General features: G+C 71.0%; 18 protein-coding genes, 1 other RNA gene and 1 pseudogene. 9 read left to right on the forward strand and 11 right to left on the reverse strand.

Annotated features, from left to right (window positions below):
• The first annotated feature begins 60 nt into the window (after positions 1–60).
• On the forward strand, positions 61–1338 hold the full coding sequence (locus PXH83_RS06725) for a hypothetical protein (RefSeq protein ID WP_274557786.1): 1278 nt from the start codon (positions 61–63) through the stop codon (positions 1336–1338).
• A gap of 421 nt (positions 1339–1759) precedes the next feature.
• Here the strand turns inward: PXH83_RS06725 and PXH83_RS06730 are convergent, their stop codons facing one another.
• Positions 1760–3079, reverse strand: coding sequence for a Bcr/CflA family multidrug efflux MFS transporter (locus tag PXH83_RS06730; RefSeq protein ID WP_274562705.1), 1320 nt, complete (start codon positions 3077–3079; stop codon positions 1760–1762).
• Positions 3080–3153: 74 nt separating this feature from the next.
• On the opposite strand from PXH83_RS06730, the gene PXH83_RS06735 reads away from it, so the two are divergent.
• From PXH83_RS06735 to PXH83_RS06750, 4 genes are all read left to right on the forward strand, one after another.
• The gene (locus PXH83_RS06735; RefSeq protein ID WP_274557787.1) at positions 3154–4152 is read left to right on the forward strand and encodes a Gfo/Idh/MocA family protein; all 999 of its coding nucleotides are present in this window, start codon (positions 3154–3156) and stop codon (positions 4150–4152) included.
• Positions 4153–4306: 154 nt separating this feature from the next.
• A complete protein-coding gene (locus tag PXH83_RS06740) occupies positions 4307–5071 on the forward strand; it encodes an SDR family oxidoreductase (protein WP_274557788.1) in 765 nt (254 codons plus the stop codon).
• 36 nt (positions 5072–5107) lie between these two features.
• Positions 5108–5983 (forward strand): PhzF family phenazine biosynthesis protein, encoded by an 876-nt coding sequence (locus tag PXH83_RS06745; protein WP_274557791.1) that lies wholly within the window; start codon positions 5108–5110, stop codon positions 5981–5983.
• A 64-nt stretch (positions 5984–6047) separates the two neighbouring features.
• A complete protein-coding gene (locus PXH83_RS06750) occupies positions 6048–6512 on the forward strand; it encodes a lamin tail domain-containing protein (protein WP_274557793.1) in 465 nt (154 codons plus the stop codon).
• A gap of 19 nt (positions 6513–6531) precedes the next feature.
• Here PXH83_RS06750 and PXH83_RS06755 read toward each other — a convergent pair whose 3' ends face one another.
• The 3 genes from PXH83_RS06755 to PXH83_RS06765 all read right to left on the reverse strand — a co-directional run bounded on the left by PXH83_RS06755 (position 6532) and on the right by PXH83_RS06765 (position 8974).
• Entirely contained in the window at positions 6532–6855 is a 324-nt protein-coding gene (locus PXH83_RS06755) for a nuclear transport factor 2 family protein (protein WP_274557795.1), read from the reverse strand.
• Between the two features lie 146 nt (positions 6856–7001).
• Positions 7002–7403, reverse strand: an RNA gene (gene rnpB / locus PXH83_RS06760) — RNase P RNA component class A.
• A 128-nt stretch (positions 7404–7531) separates the two neighbouring features.
• The gene (locus PXH83_RS06765) at positions 7532–8974 is read right to left on the reverse strand and encodes an RNB domain-containing ribonuclease (protein WP_274557797.1); all 1443 of its coding nucleotides are present in this window, start codon (positions 8972–8974) and stop codon (positions 7532–7534) included.
• 171 nt (positions 8975–9145) lie between these two features.
• Between PXH83_RS06765 and yaaA the strand changes: the two genes are divergently transcribed.
• Positions 9146–9949 (forward strand): peroxide stress protein YaaA, encoded by an 804-nt coding sequence (gene yaaA, locus PXH83_RS06770; RefSeq protein ID WP_274557799.1) that lies wholly within the window; start codon positions 9146–9148, stop codon positions 9947–9949.
• 70 nt (positions 9950–10019) lie between these two features.
• Complete coding sequence (gene eda, locus PXH83_RS06775) at positions 10020–10637, forward strand: bifunctional 4-hydroxy-2-oxoglutarate aldolase/2-dehydro-3-deoxy-phosphogluconate aldolase (RefSeq protein ID WP_274557801.1); 618 nt, start codon at positions 10020–10022, stop codon at positions 10635–10637.
• 376 nt (positions 10638–11013) lie between these two features.
• Here the strand turns inward: eda and PXH83_RS06780 are convergent, their stop codons facing one another.
• The 4 genes and pseudogenes from PXH83_RS06780 to PXH83_RS06795 all read right to left on the reverse strand — a co-directional run.
• Positions 11014–12342, reverse strand: coding sequence for a bifunctional RNase H/acid phosphatase (locus tag PXH83_RS06780; RefSeq protein WP_274557803.1), 1329 nt, complete (start codon positions 12340–12342; stop codon positions 11014–11016).
• 3 nt (positions 12343–12345) lie between these two features.
• Positions 12346–13089: a zinc ribbon domain-containing protein gene (locus tag PXH83_RS06785; protein ID WP_274562706.1), complete on the reverse strand. Its 744-nt coding sequence runs from the start codon at positions 13087–13089 to the stop codon at positions 12346–12348.
• Positions 13086–13922, reverse strand: a complete 837-nt coding sequence (locus PXH83_RS06790; protein WP_274557805.1) for a Nif3-like dinuclear metal center hexameric protein — start codon at positions 13920–13922, stop codon at positions 13086–13088. Before PXH83_RS06790 ends, PXH83_RS06785 begins: the two co-directional genes overlap by 4 nt.
• Before the next feature lie 110 nt (positions 13923–14032).
• Positions 14033–14785 (reverse strand): annotated as a pseudogene (locus tag PXH83_RS06795) (ABC transporter substrate-binding protein); the annotation flags it as partial.
• Positions 14786–14979: 194 nt separating this feature from the next.
• Between PXH83_RS06795 and PXH83_RS06800 the strand changes: the two are divergent.
• Positions 14980–16125 (forward strand): hypothetical protein, encoded by a 1146-nt coding sequence (locus PXH83_RS06800; RefSeq protein ID WP_274557806.1) that lies wholly within the window; start codon positions 14980–14982, stop codon positions 16123–16125.
• Between the two features lie 549 nt (positions 16126–16674).
• Here PXH83_RS06800 and PXH83_RS06805 read toward each other — a convergent pair.
• From PXH83_RS06805 to PXH83_RS06815, 3 genes are read right to left on the reverse strand one after another with little or no spacing between them, the layout of a single operon-like run.
• Positions 16675–17631 (reverse strand): 3-oxoacyl-ACP reductase, encoded by a 957-nt coding sequence (locus PXH83_RS06805; RefSeq protein ID WP_274557809.1) that lies wholly within the window; start codon positions 17629–17631, stop codon positions 16675–16677.
• Positions 17632–17660: 29 nt separating this feature from the next.
• Positions 17661–18737, reverse strand: a complete 1077-nt coding sequence (locus PXH83_RS06810) for a Zn-dependent alcohol dehydrogenase (protein ID WP_274557811.1) — start codon at positions 18735–18737, stop codon at positions 17661–17663.
• A gap of 22 nt (positions 18738–18759) precedes the next feature.
• Positions 18760–19617 (reverse strand): MaoC/PaaZ C-terminal domain-containing protein, encoded by an 858-nt coding sequence (locus tag PXH83_RS06815; protein WP_214929123.1) that lies wholly within the window; start codon positions 19615–19617, stop codon positions 18760–18762.
• Between the two features lie 253 nt (positions 19618–19870).
• On the opposite strand from PXH83_RS06815, the gene PXH83_RS06820 reads away from it, so the two are divergent.
• Positions 19871–20479, forward strand: a complete 609-nt coding sequence (locus PXH83_RS06820; protein ID WP_274557816.1) for a response regulator transcription factor — start codon at positions 19871–19873, stop codon at positions 20477–20479.
• The last annotated feature ends 9 nt before the right edge of the window (positions 20480–20488 follow it).

Genomic DNA, 20488 nt, shown 5'->3' on the forward strand with positions numbered 1-20488 from the left:
ACAGGTTGCTACGCTGACGGCCGTTGACGTGACCGTCGGGGGTCGGGGGGACCAGGGACCATGACACAGCGGGTCGTACGCGTGGCCCTGGTGGCAGGTGTGCTCGTCCTGGCCATGCTGCTCCTGCTGGCCACGTGCGGCGGCACCTCGGGCGAGAAGAAGAAGCCCGGGGCGACGAAGCCCCCGAAGAAGAGCGCGGCGACCTTGACGCGGGTGCCGGTGCCTTCGGCGTACGCCGGCGACCGGGGCTGGGAGGTCGTCGGCGCCTCGCCCGAGTACGCCGTCGCGCGGGTCGCGGACGCGGTCGGCTACCTGGAGCGGGCCTCCGCCACCCGCTTCCGGCTGCGGGCCGTCGACGCCGCGACCGGGCGGACGCGGTGGGTGGGCGACGCGTGGCGGCCGCTGTCCGACCCGACGTACTTTCCCCACGTGCTGGCCGTCACCAAGGACGGCCGGGAGTTCTTCGCCACCTGGTCGTACGGGAAGGTCGGCGAGGACGCGCTGACCGCCGCCGACATGATCGTCGCCCTCGATGTGTACGACGTTGAGAACGGCACCCAGCAGCGGATCGAACTCCCCTGGGCCGACGACCCCACCGTCAACGGCACGGGCCCCGGCATCCTCATCAGCGACGGCGGCGCGGACAGCGCGGTCGTGGACCCCGTCACCGGCCGGGTCACGAAGGTCGCCCCGAAGGATCTGCGCCACCCCGCGGGCTGCGGTGCGTGCCGGGTGCAGACCGAGGTGCGGTCGGTGACCCGGAAGGGGCTGCTGGTGAGCGGGCGCCGGGAGTTCTGGGTGCGGGGCGGCTGGCACAGCCGGAAGACGGCGCCGGTGGGGGCGGACGCGGCGTCGGGCGTGCCGACGGCTGTGACGGGTGGGCACGTACTCGCCAAGTGGCAGAAGAAAAAGGACCGCGACCACGACATCTGGGCGGTGCACGACGCGGAGACGGGCAAGGTGCTGGCCACGGCGGAGTGCCGTAAGCCGGCGATAGAGCCGGGGAAATACCCGGCGGCGGCGATGTCCCCCGAGGGCCGGTACATGGTGGCGGGCAGCCTGGGCTTCGACCTGGAGTCGAAGGCGGGCCACTGCTTCGAGGACTCGGACGGTGCGAAGCCGATGTCGCTCTCGCTGGAGACGGTGACGGACGCGGGCGTGGCGTACGGAACGACGGCTACGCGCACCCCGGTGGAGGCGGACCTGGCGACACGGGAGCCGAAGGAACTGCCCGCGAACATCCAGCTGCCGGCGACGGAACTTTCGTCCACGGCACTGTTCCGCTGGACGGACCGCAAGGACCGGGACCACTTGATCGCTTACGCGCGGCGGAGGTAGGGGTCCGGGCGATGCGGCACGGGGTCGGGTTGGCTGCCGGGGCGGGATTGCCAGGGGTGGGACTGCCGGGGGCCGGGGCCTCCGGGAGCGGCATTCGGGACTGCATGATTTAGCTGCGATCCCGGGTCACCGAAAGCCCTCCCGGCGTCCCGCGCACAAATCACGCTCTACGTCCCGAACACCACTCCCTACGACCCCGACCCCCTCCGCACCCCGGCCCCTGCGACGCGAAGCAGCCGCAGCCGGGACTCCGGGCCCGCCCCGCGGCCGCGACGCCGCCGCACTCGGGAGCCGGGCCACGCCTGCGGCGCGAAGCTGCCGCAGGCGTGGGGTGTGGGGCGTCAGCCCGCGCCCCCCGGCCGGGGGCCTGGGGGCTTGCCCCCAGTTCGGGGAGGGGCGGGTAGGGGAAAAGAAGCCCGCGTTAGTCCGACGCGCGCTGCCATGGGCGGCACAGGGTTGCGAAGCACGTCATCGATGCCAGTGCGCACGTCAGTTGCACCACCGCCATCGGTACCGCCGTCGCCTCGCCCGCGATGCCCACCAGGGGGGAGGCGATCGCGCCGATCAGGAAGGACGACGTACCCAGCAGCGCGGACGCCGAGCCCGCCGCGTGCGGGGTGCGGGTGAGGGCCAGTGCGTTGGTGTTCGGGAGGGCCAGGCCCATTGCTGACATCAGGGTGAAGAGGCCTGCCGCTACGGGGATCAGGCCTACCTCTCCGAAGACGCCGGTGGTCATCAGGAGAAGGGCGAGCGAGGCCAGTGCGATGAGGGTGATGCCGAAGCCCAGGACCTTGTCCATGCTGACCCGGCCCACGAGCAGCTTGCCGTTGATCTGGCCGACACCGATCAGGCCGATCGAGTTGATCGCGAAGAGCAGGGAGAAGGTCTGCGGCGAGGCGCCGTAGATGGACTGGATCACGAAAGGCGACGCCGAGATGTACGCGAAGAGGGCGGCGAAGGCCAGGCCTCCCGCAAGCACGTAACCCGTGAAGACGCGGTCCGCCAGCAGGCCCCGCATCGTGCGGAGCGCTTGGCCGACGCCCCCTTCGTGCCGCCGGTCCGCCGGCAGCGTCTCGTGCAGCCACTTCCATACGACGAGTGTGAGGAGGACGCCGACGGCGGTGAGAACGACGAAAACGCCCCGCCAGTCCGTCAGCCGCAGCACCTGCCCGCCGATGACGGGCGCGATGACCGGCGCGACGCCCGAGATCAGCATCAGGGTCGAGAAGAAACGGGCCATCTCGACGCCGTCGTAGAGGTCACGGACGACCGCCCGCGCGATGACGATGCCCGCCGCCCCGGCCAGCCCCTGGAGCAGGCGGAAGGCGATCAGGAGCTCCGCGGACGGCGCGAAGGCGCAGATCGCGGTGGCTACGACGTACACGATCATGCCGAGCAGCAGCGGCCTGCGGCGGCCGAACCTGTCGCTCATCGGGCCGACGACGAGCTGCCCGAGCGCCATGCCCGCCAGGCACGCGGTGAGCGTGAGCTGCACGGTCGCGGCGGGTGAGCGGAGCGATTCCGTGACCTCGGGGAGGGCCGGTAGGTACATGTCCATGGAGAGCGGCGGCAGAGCGGTGAGGCCGCCGAGTACCAGGGTGACCAGGAGACCTGCGGTGCGACTGGTGGCAGAAGCGGGAGTGGCAGAAGCGGCGGTGGCAGAACCTGTGGCGGCTGCGGTTTCGGCCTCCGCCCCGGGTATGTGGCCCTGTGCGGACTGGCCTGTCTCCGTCATTCGCATCTCCATGTCGTTGAAACTGCACCTATGCTCTCAGCTCGTCCGGAGTGGTCGAGACCTTTTTCCTGGGGGCTGGGATGGGCAAGGAAACCGTTCGATGGGGCGTCCTGGCCACCGGCGGCATCGCGTCGGTGTTCACCGCGGATCTGATGAGGATGCCGGACGCGGAGGTGGTTGCGGTGGCGTCCCGCAGTACCGCGACCGCCCGCGCCTTCGCCGACCGCTTCGGGATCCCGCGTGCGTACGGCAGCTGGGCGGAACTCGCCGCGGACCAGGACGTCGACGTCGTGTACGTCGCGGGCCCGCACTCCTCGCACCGGGCCGCCGCCGGCCTGTGCCTGGAGGCGGGCCGGGCCGTGCTGTGCGAGAAGGCGTTCACGCTCAACTCCCGCGAGGCGGAGGAACTCGTCGCCGTCGCCCGTCGCCAGGAGCGGTTCCTGATGGAGGCGATGTGGATGTACTGCAATCCCGCCATCCTGCGGCTCGTGGAGACCGTACGAAGCGGTGCGATAGGTGACGTACGTACCGTGCACGCCGACTTCGGGCTCGCCGGGCCCTTCGCCCCCGAACACCGCCTGCGCGACCCCGCGCTCGGCGGAGGCGCGCTGCTCGACCTCGGGGTGTACCCGGTGTCGTTCGCGCATCTGATCCTCGGCGAGCCCGACCGCGTACAGGCGGACGCCCTGCTGTCCCCCGAGGGCGTCGACCTGAACACCGGGATCCTGCTCGGCTGGGAGTCCGGTGCGACCGCCCTCTTGAGCTGTTCCATAACCGCCGACACCCCCATCACGGCGTCCGTCACCGGCACGGCGGGGCGGATCGAGCTGGGGCGCGGGTTCTTCTACCCGGACCGGTTTGTGCTGCACAGGGACGGGCGGGAGCCGGAGGAGGTCGTGGGCGGGAACGGGAATCGCCACAGCCTTCAGTACGAGGCCGCCGAGGTGATGCGCTGCCTGCGCGCAGGCGAGAACGAGTCGCCGCTCGTCCCGCTGGACGGCACTCTGGCCGTGATGCGGACGCTCGACGCGGTACGGAGGCGCATCGGCGTCCGCTACCCGGTGGACGGCGAGAACTAGGGCGGCTTCAGGCCCGGATTCCCCGCCTCCGTGACGAGCGAGGCGCGCGATGCGATTGTCATCTGCCCCTCCCCTGACGGCTGTTGTCAGAGGAATTGGAGTGGCACGGAACGTCGCACCGCTCTCATGTACGTGTCACGTACGCTGCTGGGCCATGAACCCTCAGACGAAGATCGCCGTCGTGACCGGAGCGGGCTCGGGCATCGGCCGGGCCGTCGCACTCGCGCTGGCGGGTGCGGGCTGGTCGGTCGCGCTGGCCGGACGACGGATCGAACCGCTGGAAGAGACGGCCGCGACAGCCAGGTCGGCCGGAGCCGGCGACACCCTGCACGTACGGGCGGACGTGTCCAGGCCCGATGACGTGGACGCGCTGTTCTCCGCCGTGCGTGAGCGGTACGGGCGCCTCGATCTGCTCTTCAACAACGCGGGCACGTTCGGGCCGCGCGGTGTGCCGGTGGAGGACATCGCCTACGACGAATGGCGCTCGGTCGTCGATGTGAACGTCAACGGGGCGTTCCTGTGCGCGCAGGCGGCCTACCGGCAGATGAAGGGTCAGGACCCGCAGGGCGGCCGGATCATCAACAACGGCTCGATCTCGGCGCACGCCCCCCGGCCGCACTCGATCGCGTACACGACGACCAAGCACGCCATGACGGGCCTGACCAAGTCCCTGTCGCTGGACGGGCGGCCGTACCGTATCGCGTGCGGCCAGATCGACATCGGCAACGCGGCGACGGACATGACGGAGCGGATGCAGGCCGGCATCCTCCAGGCGAACGGCGAGCTGATGGCCGAGCCGGTGATGGACGTGCAGGACGTCGCGCGCACGGTGCTGCACATGGCGGAGCTGCCTCTTGAGGCAAATGTGCAATTCGCGACGGTCATCGCGACGACAATGCCGTACGTGGGGCGGGGCTGAGGGAACACCGGGGCGCCGCCCGCCGTTGGCTGCGGTATGAAGTCATTCACCGGTACTGAAGTCCTGCGCTACACCGCCTTCTCCAGCGACCCGGAGGGCGGCAATCCGGCCGGCGTCGTCCTGGACGCGTCCGGTCTCGACGACGCGGCCATGCTCGGCGTCGCCGCCGAGCTCGGCTACAGCGAGACCGCGTTCCTCACGGAGGAGCGCGAGCCCGGGCGGGCCTTCACCGTCAGGTACTTCAGCCCGAAGGCCGAGGTCCCCTTCTGCGGCCACGCCACCGTCGCGGCGGCCTTGGCGCTCGCCGAGCACCAAGGCCGCCCGGGTGACCTGGTCTTCGAAACCCAGGCGGGCACGGTGCCTGTGACGGTGACCGCGTCCCCCGACGGCACCTACCGCGCGACGCTCACCAGCGTCGAGCCGAAGGTCGAGGAGGCGGCGGAGGGGGATGTGGCCGAGGCACTGGCCGCGTTGGGGTGGCCGGCCGACGACCTGGACCCGGCGTTCCCGCCCCGCATCGCATACGCGGGCGCCCGCCACTTGGTGCTCGCGGCGGCGACCCGCGAGCGGCTGGCGGATCTTTCGTACGACTTCGAGCGGCTGGCCGTGCTGATGCGCCGCCTGGATCTGACGACGGTTCAGCTGGTGTGGCGCCAGGACGCGACGACGTTCCACGTCCGCGACCCGTTCCCGGTGGGCGGCGTGATCGAGGACCCGGCAACGGGCGCGGCGGCGGCCGCCTTCGGGGCGTACGCACGCGAACTCGGCCTTGTCCCGGCCGATGCGACCCTCACCCTCCACCAGGGCGACGACATGGGCCGCCCGGGCGTACTGACGGTCGAACTTCGAACGGGTGACGCACGGATCCGGGTGACCGGAGCGGGCGCCCGCATCCCGGACGCAACCGCTTGAGCGGAACCAATCCCTCCGCAGGGTGCACGAACCTATACTCCAGCGACCTTCACAGTTCTCACACATGGAGTGCACCTTGCGCATACATGCCGCTGCCCTCGCCGTCCTGGCAGGCTCCCTGCTCGCCGCCACCACCCCCGCCCAGGCGGCAGCGCACCAGGGCGGTCTGCACCTCGGCAAGATCCAGTACAACAGCCCGGGCAGTGACACCCGCACCAACACCTCGCTGAACGCCGAGTGGGTCGAGATCCACAACAACACCCGCTCGGCGATCCAGCTCAGGGACTACAAGCTCAAGGACAACACGGGCTACACGTATACCTTCGGCACATACAGGATCGGCGCCGGCGCGACGGTGCGCGTCCACACGGGCAAGGGCACCAACACCGCGGCCCACCGGTACTGGGGCCGCACCTCGTACGTCTGGAACAACACCAGCGACAAGGCCCGCCTGATCAGGCCGAGCGGCACTCAGCTCGACTCGTGCGCCTGGACCACCAGCAACAACGGCACCAAGTACTGCCACTGACGGGCCGGCGGGGCAGGCCTCAGGCCTGCCCCGTCTCGAAGCGGGCGATCTTCCCGCCGTCGACGATGAAATCCCAGGCGGTACGCATCTCTCCCCAGGTCTCGTTGCGGTACCTGACGACCAGGGACAGGCCGCCCGCCTTCTGCGCCTCGACGTCCATGTGGCCGCCCGAGGAGAAGATCTCCCGCTCCGTCCACTCGGCGAGGTCCCTCTCGGTCCCGTCGTCGGACATGGTCGCGGCGGGCGCGAGGGCGTCCTGGAAGGCGTCACGGTCGTTGGCGTTGACCGCGGCGACGAACGCACGCACGGCCGGCTCCGAGAGCTGCTCGACAGGAATCGTCACGGGATCTCCTCGCTACGCGGCATGAAAGCCATGACGCCGCACAGCCGGCGCCGTATCAAGGATGCGCACGATCACCCGTCGCTCGCACTCCTGGAAACGGCCCGGGGGCTGCACCCGGGGAAATCCCCAGGCCCAGCCCCCGGCGAGAGACGAGTCGACCTGTACGCCGGGTTCTGTCACCCGGTCGCCTCGCGGCGGCCGGGGAGGCGGCCATCCATCTAGGACCGGCGTTGCCGCCGGCCTCGTGCGGTCTACCCGCGAACTCGGGCGGGCAGCCCTCGATCGTTCGCGCAAGGCCGTCTTGCGACGGCCTCTCTTGACCTTGCTCCAGGTGGGGTTTACCTAGCCGCCTGAGTCACCTCAGGCGCTGGTGGTCTCTTACACCACCGTTTCACCCTTACCGAGGACCGAAGTCCCCGGCGGTCTGTTTTCTGTGGCACTGTCCCGCGGGTCACCCCGGGTGGCCGTTAGCCACCACCTTGCCCTGTGGAGCCCGGACGTTCCTCGGGGGGATCCGAAGATCCCCACGCGGCCGTCCAGTCAGCTCGTCTGCCGTGTCGACCATGCTACCCGGCAGGCGGGGACGGCTCGGACGAAGTCCGCGATCCCCACCTCGAAGGCGAGGCGCGGGCCGTGCGCTTTCACGCCGACGATCCGCGTGCGCTCGTCGCCGCCCTCACGCAGGCGCGAACTGGACCTTCGCCGAGCCCGGGTCGGCCTGTGTGAGGCGGACCCTGATGCGCTCGCCCAGCGGGAGCTTCTCGTCGCCGCCCTCGACGCGGGCCACGACGGCGAGGTCCTGCAGATGGACGGTGCCGACGGCCGGTTCGTTCTCCTTCACGTCCACCACGTGGGCGTCGAACACCTCGCCCACCCGGTCCTTGAGCAGCGCCGCCTCGACGATGTCGACGCACTCGCGCTCGACAGTGTTGGCACGCCGCGTGCCCTCGGCCATCGTCTGCGAGAGGCCGGGCAGCGCTTCCCGTACCCACTCCGGCGGCTCCTCGCCCGCGACGGCCGCGACGCACAGCTCGCCCGCGTAACGGTCGACGAGGCGGCGCAGTGGGGCCGTGCAGTGGGTGTACGGGGCGGCCACCGCCGAGTGGACCGACGGCTCGGGGACTTCACCGTTCTGGAAGACGGTGTACCCGGCGCCGCGCAGCAGCGTCGTGCACTCCTCCAGGAACGCGGCGTGGGAAGGCCTCCTGGGGTCGAGGGAGCGGACGATCTCGGCGTACGAGACATGGTGCGGCCAGTCGATGCGCAGCGCCTTGGCGGAGCGGCGCAGGCGTCCGACCGCGCCGTCGGGGGCGGCGGGGAGGGTGCGCAGGATGCCGGTGCCCGCGGACATCATCAGGTCGGCCGCCGCCATGCCGGTGAGCAGGGAGATCTGGGCGTTCCAGCCGTCGACGGGGCGCGGGGCGCGGTATTCGAGGGAGTACGCGTGGTCGTGCTCGACGATTTCCTGCTCGGGCACGTTGAGCGAGATGCCGCCGCGCTCGCGTTCCAGCGCCTCGCGCAGCAGCCCGATGTCACGGAGCAGTGCCAGTGGCTCCTCGGCCGTACCGGCGTCGATCTGCTGCTGTACACCCGCGTAGTCGAGCTTGGCCCGGCTTTGTACGAGCGCACGGCGCACGTCGGTCGCCTCGGTGCGGCCGTCCGCGTCGAGGTCGATGCGCCACAGGAGGGCGGGGGCCGTCTGACCGGGCAGCAGGCTCGCGGCGCCCTCGGAGAGCAGACGCGGGTGCAGCGGAACCCGCTCGTCCGGGAAGTAGAGGGTCGCAACCCTGCGGTGCACCTCGGCGTCGAGTACGCCGCCGGGCGTGACGAAGGCGGCGACGTCGGCGATCGCGTAATGCACCCGGAAACCGCCGCCTTCGCGCCTGGCCAGGTGCATCGCCTGGTCGAGGTCGGCGGAGGCGGGCGGGTCGACGGTGAAGAGGGGGATGCCGGTCTCGTCCAGGCCGGGCAGCCGCGGGGACTTGGCGGCGCGTTCGGCCTCCGCGATGACCTCGGCCGGGAAGGCCTCCGGCACATCGAGCGTGCTGCGCAGCGCGCGAAGGGCGGCCCTGAGGGGGGCCTCTGGGGCACCGATCACACGGATATGGCGGCGGGGCATGGTCCGAGCGTAGGTCTGGACAGGCCGGAGGGCGCGGCGGGATTCGGCTTACCCTGGCGTTTTGCGCGTACGCGACGGGTGCGTACGCGTGCGGTGTACGCCAGTTGTATGCCAGTTGTGCGCCGTACCCGCCGTACTCGCCGTATCCGCCGTATCCGAAGGAGTCCCGCTGTGCTCGTGCTCTTGCCGCCGTCCGAAGGAAAGGCCGCCAGCGGGTCCGGTGCGCCCCTGAAGCCGGAGTCCCTCTCGCTGCCGGGGCTGGCCGGGGCGCGGGCCGCGGTGCTGGACGAGCTGGTCGAGCTGTGCGCCGCCGACGAGGAGAAGGCTCGCGTCGTGCTGGGCCTGAGCGAGGGGCTGCGCGGCGAGGTCGCCAAGAACGTGGACCTGCGGACGGCTGGGGCTCGGCCGGCCGGGGAGATCTACACCGGTGTGCTGTACGACGCCCTTGGCCTGGCATCCCTCGACGCGGCCGCCCGCAAGCGCGCCCGGGAATCGCTGCTGGTCTTCTCCGGGCTGTGGGGCGCGGTGGGAATCGCCGACCGGATCCCGTCGTACCGCTGCTCGATGGGCGTGAAGCTGCCGGGGCTCGGGGCGTTGGGGGCGTACTGGCGGGGGCCGATGGCCGACGCGATGCCCGCTGCGGCGGGCGAGGGGCTGGTGCTGGATCTGCGGTCCTCCGCGTACGCCGCTGCGTGGAAGCCCAAGGGTGAGGTGGCGGGGCGGACGGCGACGGTGCGGGTGCTGCATTCGCAGATCGACGAGGACGGGGTGGAGAAGCGGTCCGTCGTCAGCCACTTCAACAAGGCGACGAAGGGGCGGATCGTACGGGACCTGCTGGCGGCGGGAGCTGCGCCGACCGGGCCCGCGGAGCTTGTCGGCGTACTGCGGGATCTCGGGTATGTGGTGGAGGCAGCGGCTCCGGCGAAGGCGGGGAAGGTGTGGGCGCTGGATGTGGTGGTGAGCCAGATTCACTGAGCACTGCCCGTCCGTTGCGCTGTGCGCAACGGTCGTTGCGTGTGACGTGTGCCGTCGGCAGGATGGCGGCATGACTTCCGTGCTGGACCATGCTGCCGTCGTCCCCGTCGTAGTCCTGGAGGACGCCGCCGACGCGGTTCCGCTCGCCCGCGCACTGGTCGCGGGCGGGCTGCCGGCGATCGAGGTGACACTGCGGACGCCCGTCGCGCTGGACTGCATCCGCGCGATCGCGGCGGAGGTGCCGGATGCGGTGGTGGGGGCCGGCACGGTGATTTCGGCGGCGGGGGTGGCCGATTCGGTCGCGGCCGGGGCGCGGTTCCTGGTGAGCCCGGGGTGGACGGACGGGCTGCTGGACGCGATGAGGGGGGCCGGCGTTCCGTTCCTGCCGGGGGTGTCCACGGCCTCGGAGGTGGTGGCGCTGCTGGAGCGCGGCGTGACGGAGATGAAGTTTTTCCCGGCGGAGGCGGCGGGCGGCATCGCGTACCTGAAGTCCCTCGCCGCGCCGCTTCCCGGGGCGAGGTTCTGCCCGACGGGCGGCATTACGCGGGCTTCGGCGCCGGGGTATCTGGCGCTGGGGAATGTGGAGTGCGTCGGGGGGACGTGGATGCTGCCGGGGGACGCGGTTGCGTCGAAGGACTGGGGGCGGGTGGAGAGGCTGGCGCGGGAGGCGGCGGCGCTGCGGGGGTAGGCGCGGGGGTAGGGGCGCCTGCGGCGGGCTTCTTTCCCCACCCCGCCCCTTCCCGAACTGGGGGCGGGCCCCCAGACCCCGGACGCCCTTGGGGGTCCCCTCGGACGAAGTCTGGGGGAGTGTCCTCAAACGCCGGACGGGCTGGATTTTCCGGCCCGGCCGGAAAATCTCAGCCCCTGGGGGTCTCCCCTGGACGAAGTCCTTGGGGGAGTTTGAGGAGCGGAGTCTGGGGCGAAGCCCCCGCGGCGGCAGCCGCAAAATGTCACAGCCGGGAAGGGGCGGGGTGGGGAACAGGCCCCCCGCAGCGGCCTCGCCCTCGGCCCCACGACCGGGGCGCCCCAGGCCGAGGCCCAGCCCACGCGCCCCGGACCACCGCTCAGCGCAAGTGCGACGTGTCGTTCAGCAACCGCAGCGACGCGTTGCCGTCCGCGTAGTACGCCACCGCCGACAGCGACGCCGCCGAGAGTTCCATGCGGAACAGGGACTCGGGCGGTGCGCCCAGTGCGAGCCTGACCAGGGTCTTGACCGGCGTCACGTGGGTGACCAGCAGGACCGTCCGGCCCGCGTACCGCGCGATCAGTTTGTCCCGGGTCGCCGAGACCCGGCGGGCCACCGTCGCGAAGCTCTCGCCGCCACCCGTAGGAGCCGCCTTCGCCGAGGCGAGCCACGCGTTCAGGTCGTCCGGGTACTGCTCCTGGACCTCGCCGAAGGTCAGGCCCTCCCACGCACCGAAGTCGGTCTCGCGCAGGCCCTCCTCGATACGGACGGTCAGCCCCAGGCGTGCGGCCACCACCTCCGCCGTCTCGCGGCAGCGCCGCAGCGGGGAGCTGACGATCTCCTGGACCGTGCCGCGCGCGGCCAGCGCCATGGCGACCGCTTCGGCCTGGCGCCGGCCGACCGCCGACAGTTCGGGGTCGGCGCCGCCGCTGCCGGAGAACCGCTTCTCGGGGGTGAGGGCCGTCTCGCCGTGTCGCAGCAGTACGAACGTGGCGGGCGTACCGAGATCGGCGGCGGCCCCCCAACCGACGGTCGGCGCAGCAGAGGCGGAAGTGACAGCAGGGGCGGCAGGGGATTCACGTACGCCGGACGCAGACGCGGACGCGGGCGCCGGGACCACCGACGCCGTGCGCGTCGTCGCCCCCGTCGCCGCCCCCGTCAGCGCCGCCCGTGCCTTGGCCGCACCCGCCGTCGCATCGCCGACGACTCGCGCCGCCTCCGCGTCGCGAGCCGCGTCGCGTGCGGCATCACGGGCGGCGAGTTCGGCGGTGGAAGCCGACGGCTCCCACTGCTTGCCCTTCTTTCCCGCGTCCATCGCCTCGTTGGCGAGCCGGTCCGCGTGCTTGTTCTTCTCCCGGGGGATCCACGCGTACGTGACCTGGGAGCGCGGGAAGACCGTCGCGGCCTCCGCCGCGAGCGGCTTCATGTCCGGGTGCTTGATCTTCCAGCGGCCGGACATCTGCTCGACGACGAGCTTCGAGTCCATACGGACATGGACCGTCGCGTCGGGATCGAGGGCATGCGCGGCGCGCAATCCCGCGATCAGGCCCTTGTATTCGGCGACGTTGTTCGTGGCGAAGCCGATGTACTCGGCGGCCTCGGCGAGCGTCTCCCCCGTGATGGGGTCCAGCACGACCGCGCCGTAGCCGGCCGGCCCCGGGTTGCCCCGGGAGCCGCCGTCGGCCTCGATGACGAGGCTGCGTCCCATCGCTTACAGGCCGGACTCGGACGTACGGACCAGAATGCGGCGGCAGTTCTCGCAGCGCAGCACCGTGTCGGGAGCGGCGGCCCGCACCTCGTTGACCTCGGTGATGTTGAGCTCCAGCTGGCAGCCCTCGCAACGGCGCTGGTAGAGACGGGCCGCGCCGACACCACCCGACTGGACGCGCAGCTTCTCGTACAGCTTCAGGAGGTCGGCGGGGATGGTGGCCGAGGCGACCTCGCGCTGCTTGGTGACCGTGGCGACCTCGCTGTCGATCTCCTCGAACGCGGCGTCGCGGCGCGCGGTCGTGTCGTCGACCTTGGCCTGGACGGACGAGACGCGCTCGGTCAGCTCGGCGACGCGCTCCTGGATGGTCTCGCGGCGCTCCATGACTTCGAGGACGACGTCCTCCAGGTCACCCTGGCGCTTGGCGAGCGAGACGAGCTCGCGCTGGAGGTTCTCCAGGTCCTTGGGGGACGTGACGGCACCGGAGTCGAGGCGCTGCTGGTCGCGGACGGCGCGCTGGCGCACTTGGTCGACGTCCTGCTCGGCCTTGGTCTGCTCGCGGGTGGTGTCGCTCTCCTCGGTCTGCGAGGCGACCAGCAGGTCTCGCAGCTGCGCGAGGTCCTTGGTGAGCGATTCGAGCTCGGCGTGCTCGGGGAGGGACTTACGCCTGTGGGCGAGCTGTGACAGGCGGAGGTCGAGGGCCTGGACGTCGAGGAGACGGATCTGGTCGGCGGGCGCGGCGTTCAGTTGGGGGCTCCAGAAGAGTGGTGGGTTGTCCAGGGGTCGGTGACGGTCTTCGAGACGTGGACGCGCAGGTCCCATCCGTGACGGTCGGAAATCTCGTCGAGCTGTGCGGCGGCCTGCTCGCACCAGGGCCATTCGGTGGCCCAGTGCGCGGCGTCGATCAGCGCGAGGGGTGTCTGTTCGCGGGCCTCGGAGGCCGGGTGGTGGCGCAGGTCGGCGGTGAGGAACGCGTCGACGCCGGCCGCCCGTACCTCGGCGAAGAGGCTGTCGCCGGATCCGCCGCTGACGGCGACGGTACGGATGAGGGCGTCCGGGTCGCCGGCGACGCGGACGCCCTGCGCGGTGGCAGGCAGCCGGGCGGCGACGCGGGCGGCGAAGTGGCGCAGGGTGGCCGGGGGGTCGACCTCGCAGATACAGCCGAGGCCGCGGTGGCCCTTGGGATCGGTGGGGTCGGGCACGAGGGGCCCGGTGACCCGCAGGTCGAGCGCACCGGCGAGGGCGTCGGAGACGCCGGGGTCGGCGCTGTCCGCGTTGGTGTGGGCAACGTGCAGCGCGATGTCGTTCTTGATCAGGGTGTGCACGGCGCGGCCCTTGAAGGTGGAGGCCGCGACCGTCGTCGTACCGCGCAGGTAGAGCGGGTGGTGGGTGACGAGGAGGTTCGCGCCGAGCTTCACGGCCTCGTCGACGGTCTCCTGGACGGGGTCGACGGCGAAGAGGACCCGGGTCACTTCGGCGTCGGGATCGCCGCAGACCGTACCGACCGCGTCCCAGCTTTCGGCTCGCTCCGGTGGCCAGAGGGCGTCGAGCGCGGCGATGACTTCAGACAGACGGGGCACGGGAACAGGTTACCTGCGCTCCGTGCCCCGCCGCCCATGGCGTAGGCCGCCTTTGGCCAGGGCCCTGCTTGCTCGACTTGCTCGACCGGGGCCCCACTTGGCCAAAGCCCCTACTTGACCAAATGCGTGCGCAGGTCGTCGAGGACCTTGTCGGCCAAGGTAACGCCGAGCCCGAGGTACCAGGTCTCGTCCGGTACGTCCTTGGCCTGGCCCTTCTTGACGGCGCCGAGCTTCTTCCAGAGGGCGTTGTCCTCGGCCTTGTCCTGGCTGGTGGCCTTGGGGTCGCCGTAGACGCCGGTGAAGATCCAGTCGGCGTCGGCCTCGTCGATGCGCTCGGGGCTGATCTCGGCGGCGAGGTCGTTGATCTGCTGGTTCTTGGGCCGCGGCAGGCCGGCGTCCTCAAGGATGGTGCCGATGAAGGAGGCCTTGGCGTACAGGCGGATCTTGCCGGGGAGGTAGCGGACCATGGAAATGGTCGGCTTCTTCCCGTCCTTCCCGCTCTTCTCGCTCTTCTCGCCGATGTCGGCGCCGAGCTGCTTCGCCTTCTTCTCGTACGCGTCGAGCTTCGTCTTCGCTTCGGCGGTCTTGTCGAGGGCTGCGGCGTTGAGGAGGTAGTTCTCCTTCCACGTGAAGCCGGGGCGGATCGAGAAGACGGTCGACGCGATCGCCGACAGTTCCTTGTACTTGTCGGCGGCGCGGAGCTGGCTGCCGAGGATCAGGTCGGGCTTGAGCGCCGCGATCGCCTCAAGGTTGAGGTTGTTGATGGTGCCGACGTTCTTGGGGTTGCCGGCGTCCTTCTTCAGGTAGCCGGGGACGCCCTCGTCGCCTTCGGCGGGCGCGGCGCCGACGGGCTTGACATTCAAGGGCTCCTGAAACTCAATGCTCGTTCGCGCTTAGGCGGCCCTAACTTATCGCCCCCGATGCCACGAACAGCACACCCGCCCCGGCCGGCTCAGCCGAATCAGGTGATGGCCACCCTTATGTGTGAAGTGGGCGGTCTCGTGTTGTTCGGCAGGAAGTGCGAAAACTAGCTTCGGTCGCCGGAGGTGACTGACCGATGACAGCCTGTGCCATCGAAAGCGCCGCTGACGGCGGCGCACTGCGGCGGGCGGTGTTCACGATCGCCGCTGACGGTTCGTACGCCGCGCGGCTGGCGGGCGTCGGGGACGCGCTGTTTCCCGAGCGGTGGACGCTCGACGGACCGGAGCCCTACGCCGTGCCTCTGCCGGCGGACCAGCCCGAGGAGGCGGACACCGGGCTGTTGCCGATGGAGGACGGGCGCGTCCTCATCCACCGGCGGGTGGGGGGGCGGCATGTGTTCTCCCTCCTCTACCCGACGGGGCCGCGGACCGGCGAGCTGCCCGTCGGAGCGGTGGAGTGCGAGCGGCTGGCGCTGCTGCCGCCGGCCCCGGGCGGCACACGTGCGTACGCCCTCGCTGCGGGCGAACTGTCCACCCACGTATGGCTGGTGGCGGGCGGCACCTTCGGACCCGAGCACGTCGCCGAGGTGAAAGGGCGCTGCTCGGGCGGCGTATGGCTGGACCGTACGGGGCGGATGCTCGCCCTGGACCGGGAGTCGGACGGGGTGAAGAAGGCGGTGGCGGTCGACCTGGAGCGGGGCGGGGAGGTGACGCCGCTGCTGCAGATCACGGAGGGCAGCAACGACCGGCTGCTGCTGGCGGACGTGGACAGCGGGCTGCTGCTGATCCGGTCGGACGCGGCCGGTCACGACCGGCTGGGGTGGGGCGTGCTGGGGAGCATGCTGCCGGTGCGGTTCCCGGAGTGCCTGGCGCCGGCCGACTGCGCGGTGACGCCGTTCGCGGTGCAGCCGGGGCAGTTGCTGACGCCGGAGAACTGCGCGGTGGGCATGCAGATCGACGGGGCCGCGGGGAGTTGGGTGGGGGTATGGCGTCCCTCGGGGCGTCGGCTCCATCAAATCGCGGCGCCGGACGGGTGGTTGGCCGGGGCGGGGCTGTGGACGCGGGAGGGGGTGCTGCAACTGCCTTACGCGACGGCTTCCGTGCCGTGTGGGGTGGCGCGGGTGGAGGCGCCGGACGACCCCCTTCCGAAGGTCTTGATCACAGAACCGGCACAAGTGGAATGCGCAGGTGGGGAACCATCCGGGGCTCTGGACACTCCTGTGGTGTGCAGGCCCGTACCGCTCCAGCAGGCGCCGCTCACCGGGCGTGGGGTCCGTGGCTGAACGCGTGGTTGAATTTGAGCCGGGGGCGGGGCGATTGGCCGTATCGGCGGGGCGGGCCTTGCTCCACATGAAAGTGCACGCAGCGATTCCAGGGGATCTCCCACATGTCTGAAGCCCGAACCGACACGACCCAGACGCGCCCGCAGACTGCGGGCGGCGGGCGGGACGAAGCCGGCCACTCCGGGAGGCACCGAGGGGGTGCGGCGGCCTCGGAAGACTCGACCGCTCCGGCCCGGGGACGCCACCGGCGGGGGTCGACGGAGCGCTAGTTGGGTGGGGCGGGTGCGCGTGCGGTGCGCGTGAGTGCCGATGCGCGTGCGGTGCGGGCGCGGGTGCGGGTGCGCGTGCGGTGCAGTTCCCCTCCCCGCCCCTTCCCGAAACTGGGGCTCCGCCCCAGACCCCGCTCCTCAAACGCCGGAGAGGCTGGATATTCCGCCGGAGGGGCTGGATATTTCAGCCCGTCCGGCGTTTGAGGCCCGCGGCGGAGCCGCTAATGTCACAGCGGGAAGGGGCGGGGTGGGGAACAAGCCCGCCGCAGGCGCCCCCGCCTCAGCCGTGCTTGAGGGCAAGCACCTCCGCCGCCCCGAACGTCTCGTCCCCCGGACGCTCCTCGAAGTACGACGACAGCCGGTCGTCCAGTTCCGCGTACGAGAAGACGTCCTTCGACGTATCGAACTTCGCCGCCACCTTGGGGCGTTCCATGGCGGCGACCATGCCGCCGTGGACCACCAGCAGCTGGCCGTTGACCTTGGCGGCTGCCGGAGAGGCGAGGTAGCCGACGAGCGGGGAAACGTGCTCGGGGGCCAGCGCGTCGAGTTCTCCCGCGGAGGGTTCCGCGAAGCCGGCGAAGACGTCCTCCGTCATACGCGTACGCGCACGCGGGCAGATCGCGTTGGCTGTCACCCCGTACTTGGCGAGGGCGAGCGCCGTCGACGTCGTCAGGCCGACGATGCCACCCTTGGCCGCCGCGTAATTGGGCTGGCCCGCCGAACCCGCCAGGTACGCCTCGGACGAGGTGTTGACGATCCGGCCGTACACCGGGCGGCCCCCGGCCGCCTTCGACCGCTCACGCCAGTGGCCGGCCGCGAAGTGCGTGGTGTTGAAGTGGCCCTTGAGGTGGACCCGTATCACCGAGTCCCACTCCTCCTCGGTCATCGAGAAGACCATCCGGTCACGCAGAATGCCCGCATTGTTGACCAGGATGTCGAGCTTTCCGTACGTATCGACGGCCAGCTGGATCAGCTCGCCCGCCTGCTCGTAGTCGGATACGTCGCCGAGGTGCGCGACGGCCCGCCCGCCCGCCGCGCGGATCTCCGCGGCGACCTCCTCCGCCGGGGCGGCCGACGCCTCACCGGAGCCGTCGCGGCCCGGCTGCCCGTAGTCGTTGACGACGACGCTCGCCCCGAGCCCGGCCAGTTCCAGCGCCTCGGCGCGGCCGAGGCCGCGGCCCGCGCCCGTCACGATCGCGGACAGCCCGTCGAGTGGCTGCGGCAGTAGCTGTGGCATCCGGTTCCCCCCTCAGATTTTTATGCACGTCAGATTTCTATGCACGTGCGCAACGCCTCGCCCGTGCGCATCTGGTCCAGAGCGTCGTTGATCCCGTCCAGCCGCACCCGGTGCGTGATCATGCCCTCCAGGTCGATCCGGCCCGCGCGCCACAGCGCGATGGCCCGCTCGTACGAACGGAGCACGTCCCCGCCGCCGTACATCGAAGGCAGGATGCTCTTCTCGTCGAAGAACAGCTCGAACATGTTGACCTGGAACAAGTCGTCCATCGCGCCCGCGCCGACTACGCACAGCGTCCCGCCGCGCCGTGTCGTCTCGTACGCGGTCCGGGCGGTGGCGGACTTGCCCACGACCTCGAAGACGTAGTCGAAGCCCTCGCCCGCGGTGATGCGCTGCTTGGCGTCGGCGAGTTCGTCGGGCGACACGGCCTCCGTCGCGCCGAACTTCAGCGCCGCCTCGCGCCGCGAAGCGACCGGGTCGACGGCGACGATCTGCGCCGCGCCCTGCACCCTCGCGCCCTGGATCGCCGAGATGCCGACGCCGCCGCAGCCGATGACGGCGACCGACGAACCCGCTTCCACCTGCGCGGTGTTGATGGCCGCACCGAGTCCTGTCGTCACGCCGCAGCCGATGAGCGCCGCGATCTCGTACGGTACGTCGTCGGGTATCGGTACGGCGCAGCCCGCCGCGACCACGGCCTCTTCGGTGAAGGTGCCCGTTCCGGCGAAGCCGAAGACGTCGCCACCGGGGCGCTTGAAGTTGGGTACGCCCGCGTTCATGAGGCCGGCGAGGCACATGTGCGTCTGGCCGCGCTTGCAGGACGCGCAGGTCCGGCACGCGGGCAGCCAGCAGACGATGACCCGGTCTCCCTGGCCGAGGCCGGTGACGCCGTCTCCGACGTCGATCACCTCGCCCGCGCCCTCGTGGCCGGGGATGAAGGGGGCGGGCTGGGGCAGTACGCCTTTCATCGCGGAGATGTCGGAGTGGCACAGTCCGGTGGCCCGGATGCGGAGTTTGACCTTGCCGGGGCCGAAGCCCACCGCCTCGACGTCGTCGAGTACTTCGAGCTTGTCCTGCCCTATCTCGTGCAGTACGGCTGCGCGCACGGTACGGCTCCCTTCACGGAGGTCAGGTATGTACGACGGTGGTGTCGGCCAGCACCGGCGCGTCGTCCCTCTCGACGGCGGTGACCGACACCTGGACGCGCCCGGGCGACTTCCACATCCGCAGGCGCAGCGTCTCGCCGGGGAAGACGACTCCGGCGAAGCGGGTGCTGTACGAACTCACGCGCGTGACGTCGCCGCCGAGCAGGGTGTCGACGACGGCCTTGAGTGTCATGCCGTACGAGCACAGGCCGTGCAGGATCGGCCGGTCGAAGCCGGCGAGCTTCGCGAACTCCGGGTCGGCGTGCAGCGGGTTCCAGTCGCCGGAGAGGCGGTAGAGGAGTGCCTGGTCCTCGCGGATCGGACGCTCCACCTCCGCGTCCGGCGCGTGGGTGGGCTGCTCGACGCGGACGGAGGGTCCGCGCTCGCCGCCGAAGCCGCCTTCGCCGCGTACGAAGATCTGGGCGTCGCTGGTCCACAGCGGCCCGTCGGCGTCGGCCGCCTCGGAGCGCAGTACGATGACGGCCGCCTTGCCCTTGTCGTACACCGCCTGGACCTTTGAGGTCTGAACGGCGTTGCCCTTGACGGGGATCGGCCGGTGCAGCTCGATGCTCTGGCCGCCGTGCAGGACGTGGGCGAGGTTGACGTCGATGCCGGGCGTGGACAGGCCGCTGACGGCGCCGGCACCGCCCGCGCCCGCGACGGTGGCGAAGCTGGGCAGGACGTGCAGCTTGGATTCGAGCGTGTAGCGCAGCTCGTCGGAGTCGGTGGCGGGTGTACCTGCACCGAGGCCGAGGTGGTAGAGCTGGATGTCCTTGTGGTCCCAGGTGATCTCGGCGCTGCGCGGTTCGGCGGCGACGGCCTTGGCGGCATCGATGGGCATGAGGATGCTGCTCCTTGATGGGTGGAAGACCTCGGTGCGATCGTCCGCACCGTCGACCGCACCGAGGTCGTACGGGACCGGCCGCGAAAACTGCCGGTTCTAGAACGCGTTCTAGGCCGATGGCCCTATATATAACGCACCCTCCAGTACTTGTGAAGATGCCTGACGCCGTGTCAGAAGCGGTGGACGGAGGGAGGCCGCGCGTAAGCTCCGACCAGCCCGTCGCCGCCGACCCGGAACTGGAGCCCGCCCCATGATCAGAGTCCTCCTCGCCGAGGACCAGGGCATGAAGCGCGGCGCCCTCGCCCTGCTCCTCGGCCTTGAGAAGGACATCCAGGTCGTCGCCCAAGTGGCCGCCGGCGACGAGATCGTGGACGCCGCTCTCCTCTCCCGTCCTGACGTGGCGCTCCTGGACATCGAACTCCCCGGCCTCAGCGGACTCGACGCCGCCGCACTGCTGCGCGAGGAGGCGCCCGACTGCCGGGTGCTGATCCTCACCACCTCCGGTCGGCCCGGTTATCTGCGGCGCGCGATGGAGGCCGGGGCGGCGGGGTTCCTGGTCAAGGACGGCCCGGTGGAGGAGCTGGCCGCGACCATCCGCCGGGTGCTGACCGGCGAGACTGTCATCGACCCGGCACTCGCCGCTGCCGCCCTGAGCTCCGACGTGCCCAGCCCTCTGACCGCGCGCGAGTGCGAGGTACTGAACGCGGCGGCGGACGGGGCTACCGTCGCCGACCTTGCCGAGAAGCTGGACCTGTCCGAGTCGACGGTACGGAACTGCCTCTCGTCGGCGATCGGCAAGACCGGCACCGGCGACAGCACGGAGGCGGTACGGGCGGCGCGGCAGCAGGGCTGGCTCTGACGGGCCGCG

The organism is Streptomyces spiramyceticus (assembly GCF_028807635.1).
Classification (GTDB): domain Bacteria; phylum Actinomycetota; class Actinomycetes; order Streptomycetales; family Streptomycetaceae; genus Streptomyces; species Streptomyces spiramyceticus.

What these genes read in the sequence shown, in the direction of transcription:
- PXH83_RS06725 (WP_274557786.1), top strand. Translation starts at nt 61, where the DNA reads ATGACACAGCGGGTCGTACGCGTGGCCCTGGTGGCAGGTGTGCTCGTC.
- PXH83_RS06730 (WP_274562705.1), bottom strand. Translation starts at nt 3,079, where the DNA reads ATGCGAATGACGGAGACAGGCCAGTCCGCACAGGGCCACATACCCGGG.
- PXH83_RS06735 (WP_274557787.1), top strand. Translation starts at nt 3,154, where the DNA reads ATGGGCAAGGAAACCGTTCGATGGGGCGTCCTGGCCACCGGCGGCATC.
- PXH83_RS06740 (WP_274557788.1), top strand. Translation starts at nt 4,307, where the DNA reads ATGAACCCTCAGACGAAGATCGCCGTCGTGACCGGAGCGGGCTCGGGC.
- PXH83_RS06745 (WP_274557791.1), top strand. Translation starts at nt 5,108, where the DNA reads ATGAAGTCATTCACCGGTACTGAAGTCCTGCGCTACACCGCCTTCTCC.
- PXH83_RS06750 (WP_274557793.1), top strand. Translation starts at nt 6,048, where the DNA reads ATGGAGTGCACCTTGCGCATACATGCCGCTGCCCTCGCCGTCCTGGCA.
- PXH83_RS06765 (WP_274557797.1), bottom strand. Translation starts at nt 8,974, where the DNA reads ATGCCCCGCCGCCATATCCGTGTGATCGGTGCCCCAGAGGCCCCCCTC.
- eda (WP_274557801.1), top strand. Translation starts at nt 10,020, where the DNA reads ATGACTTCCGTGCTGGACCATGCTGCCGTCGTCCCCGTCGTAGTCCTG.
- PXH83_RS06780 (WP_274557803.1), bottom strand. Translation starts at nt 12,342, where the DNA reads ATGGGACGCAGCCTCGTCATCGAGGCCGACGGCGGCTCCCGGGGCAAC.
- PXH83_RS06800 (WP_274557806.1), top strand. Translation starts at nt 14,980, where the DNA reads ATGACAGCCTGTGCCATCGAAAGCGCCGCTGACGGCGGCGCACTGCGG.
- PXH83_RS06805 (WP_274557809.1), bottom strand. Translation starts at nt 17,631, where the DNA reads ATGCCACAGCTACTGCCGCAGCCACTCGACGGGCTGTCCGCGATCGTG.
- PXH83_RS06815 (WP_214929123.1), bottom strand. Translation starts at nt 19,617, where the DNA reads ATGCCCATCGATGCCGCCAAGGCCGTCGCCGCCGAACCGCGCAGCGCC.
- PXH83_RS06820 (WP_274557816.1), top strand. Translation starts at nt 19,871, where the DNA reads ATGATCAGAGTCCTCCTCGCCGAGGACCAGGGCATGAAGCGCGGCGCC.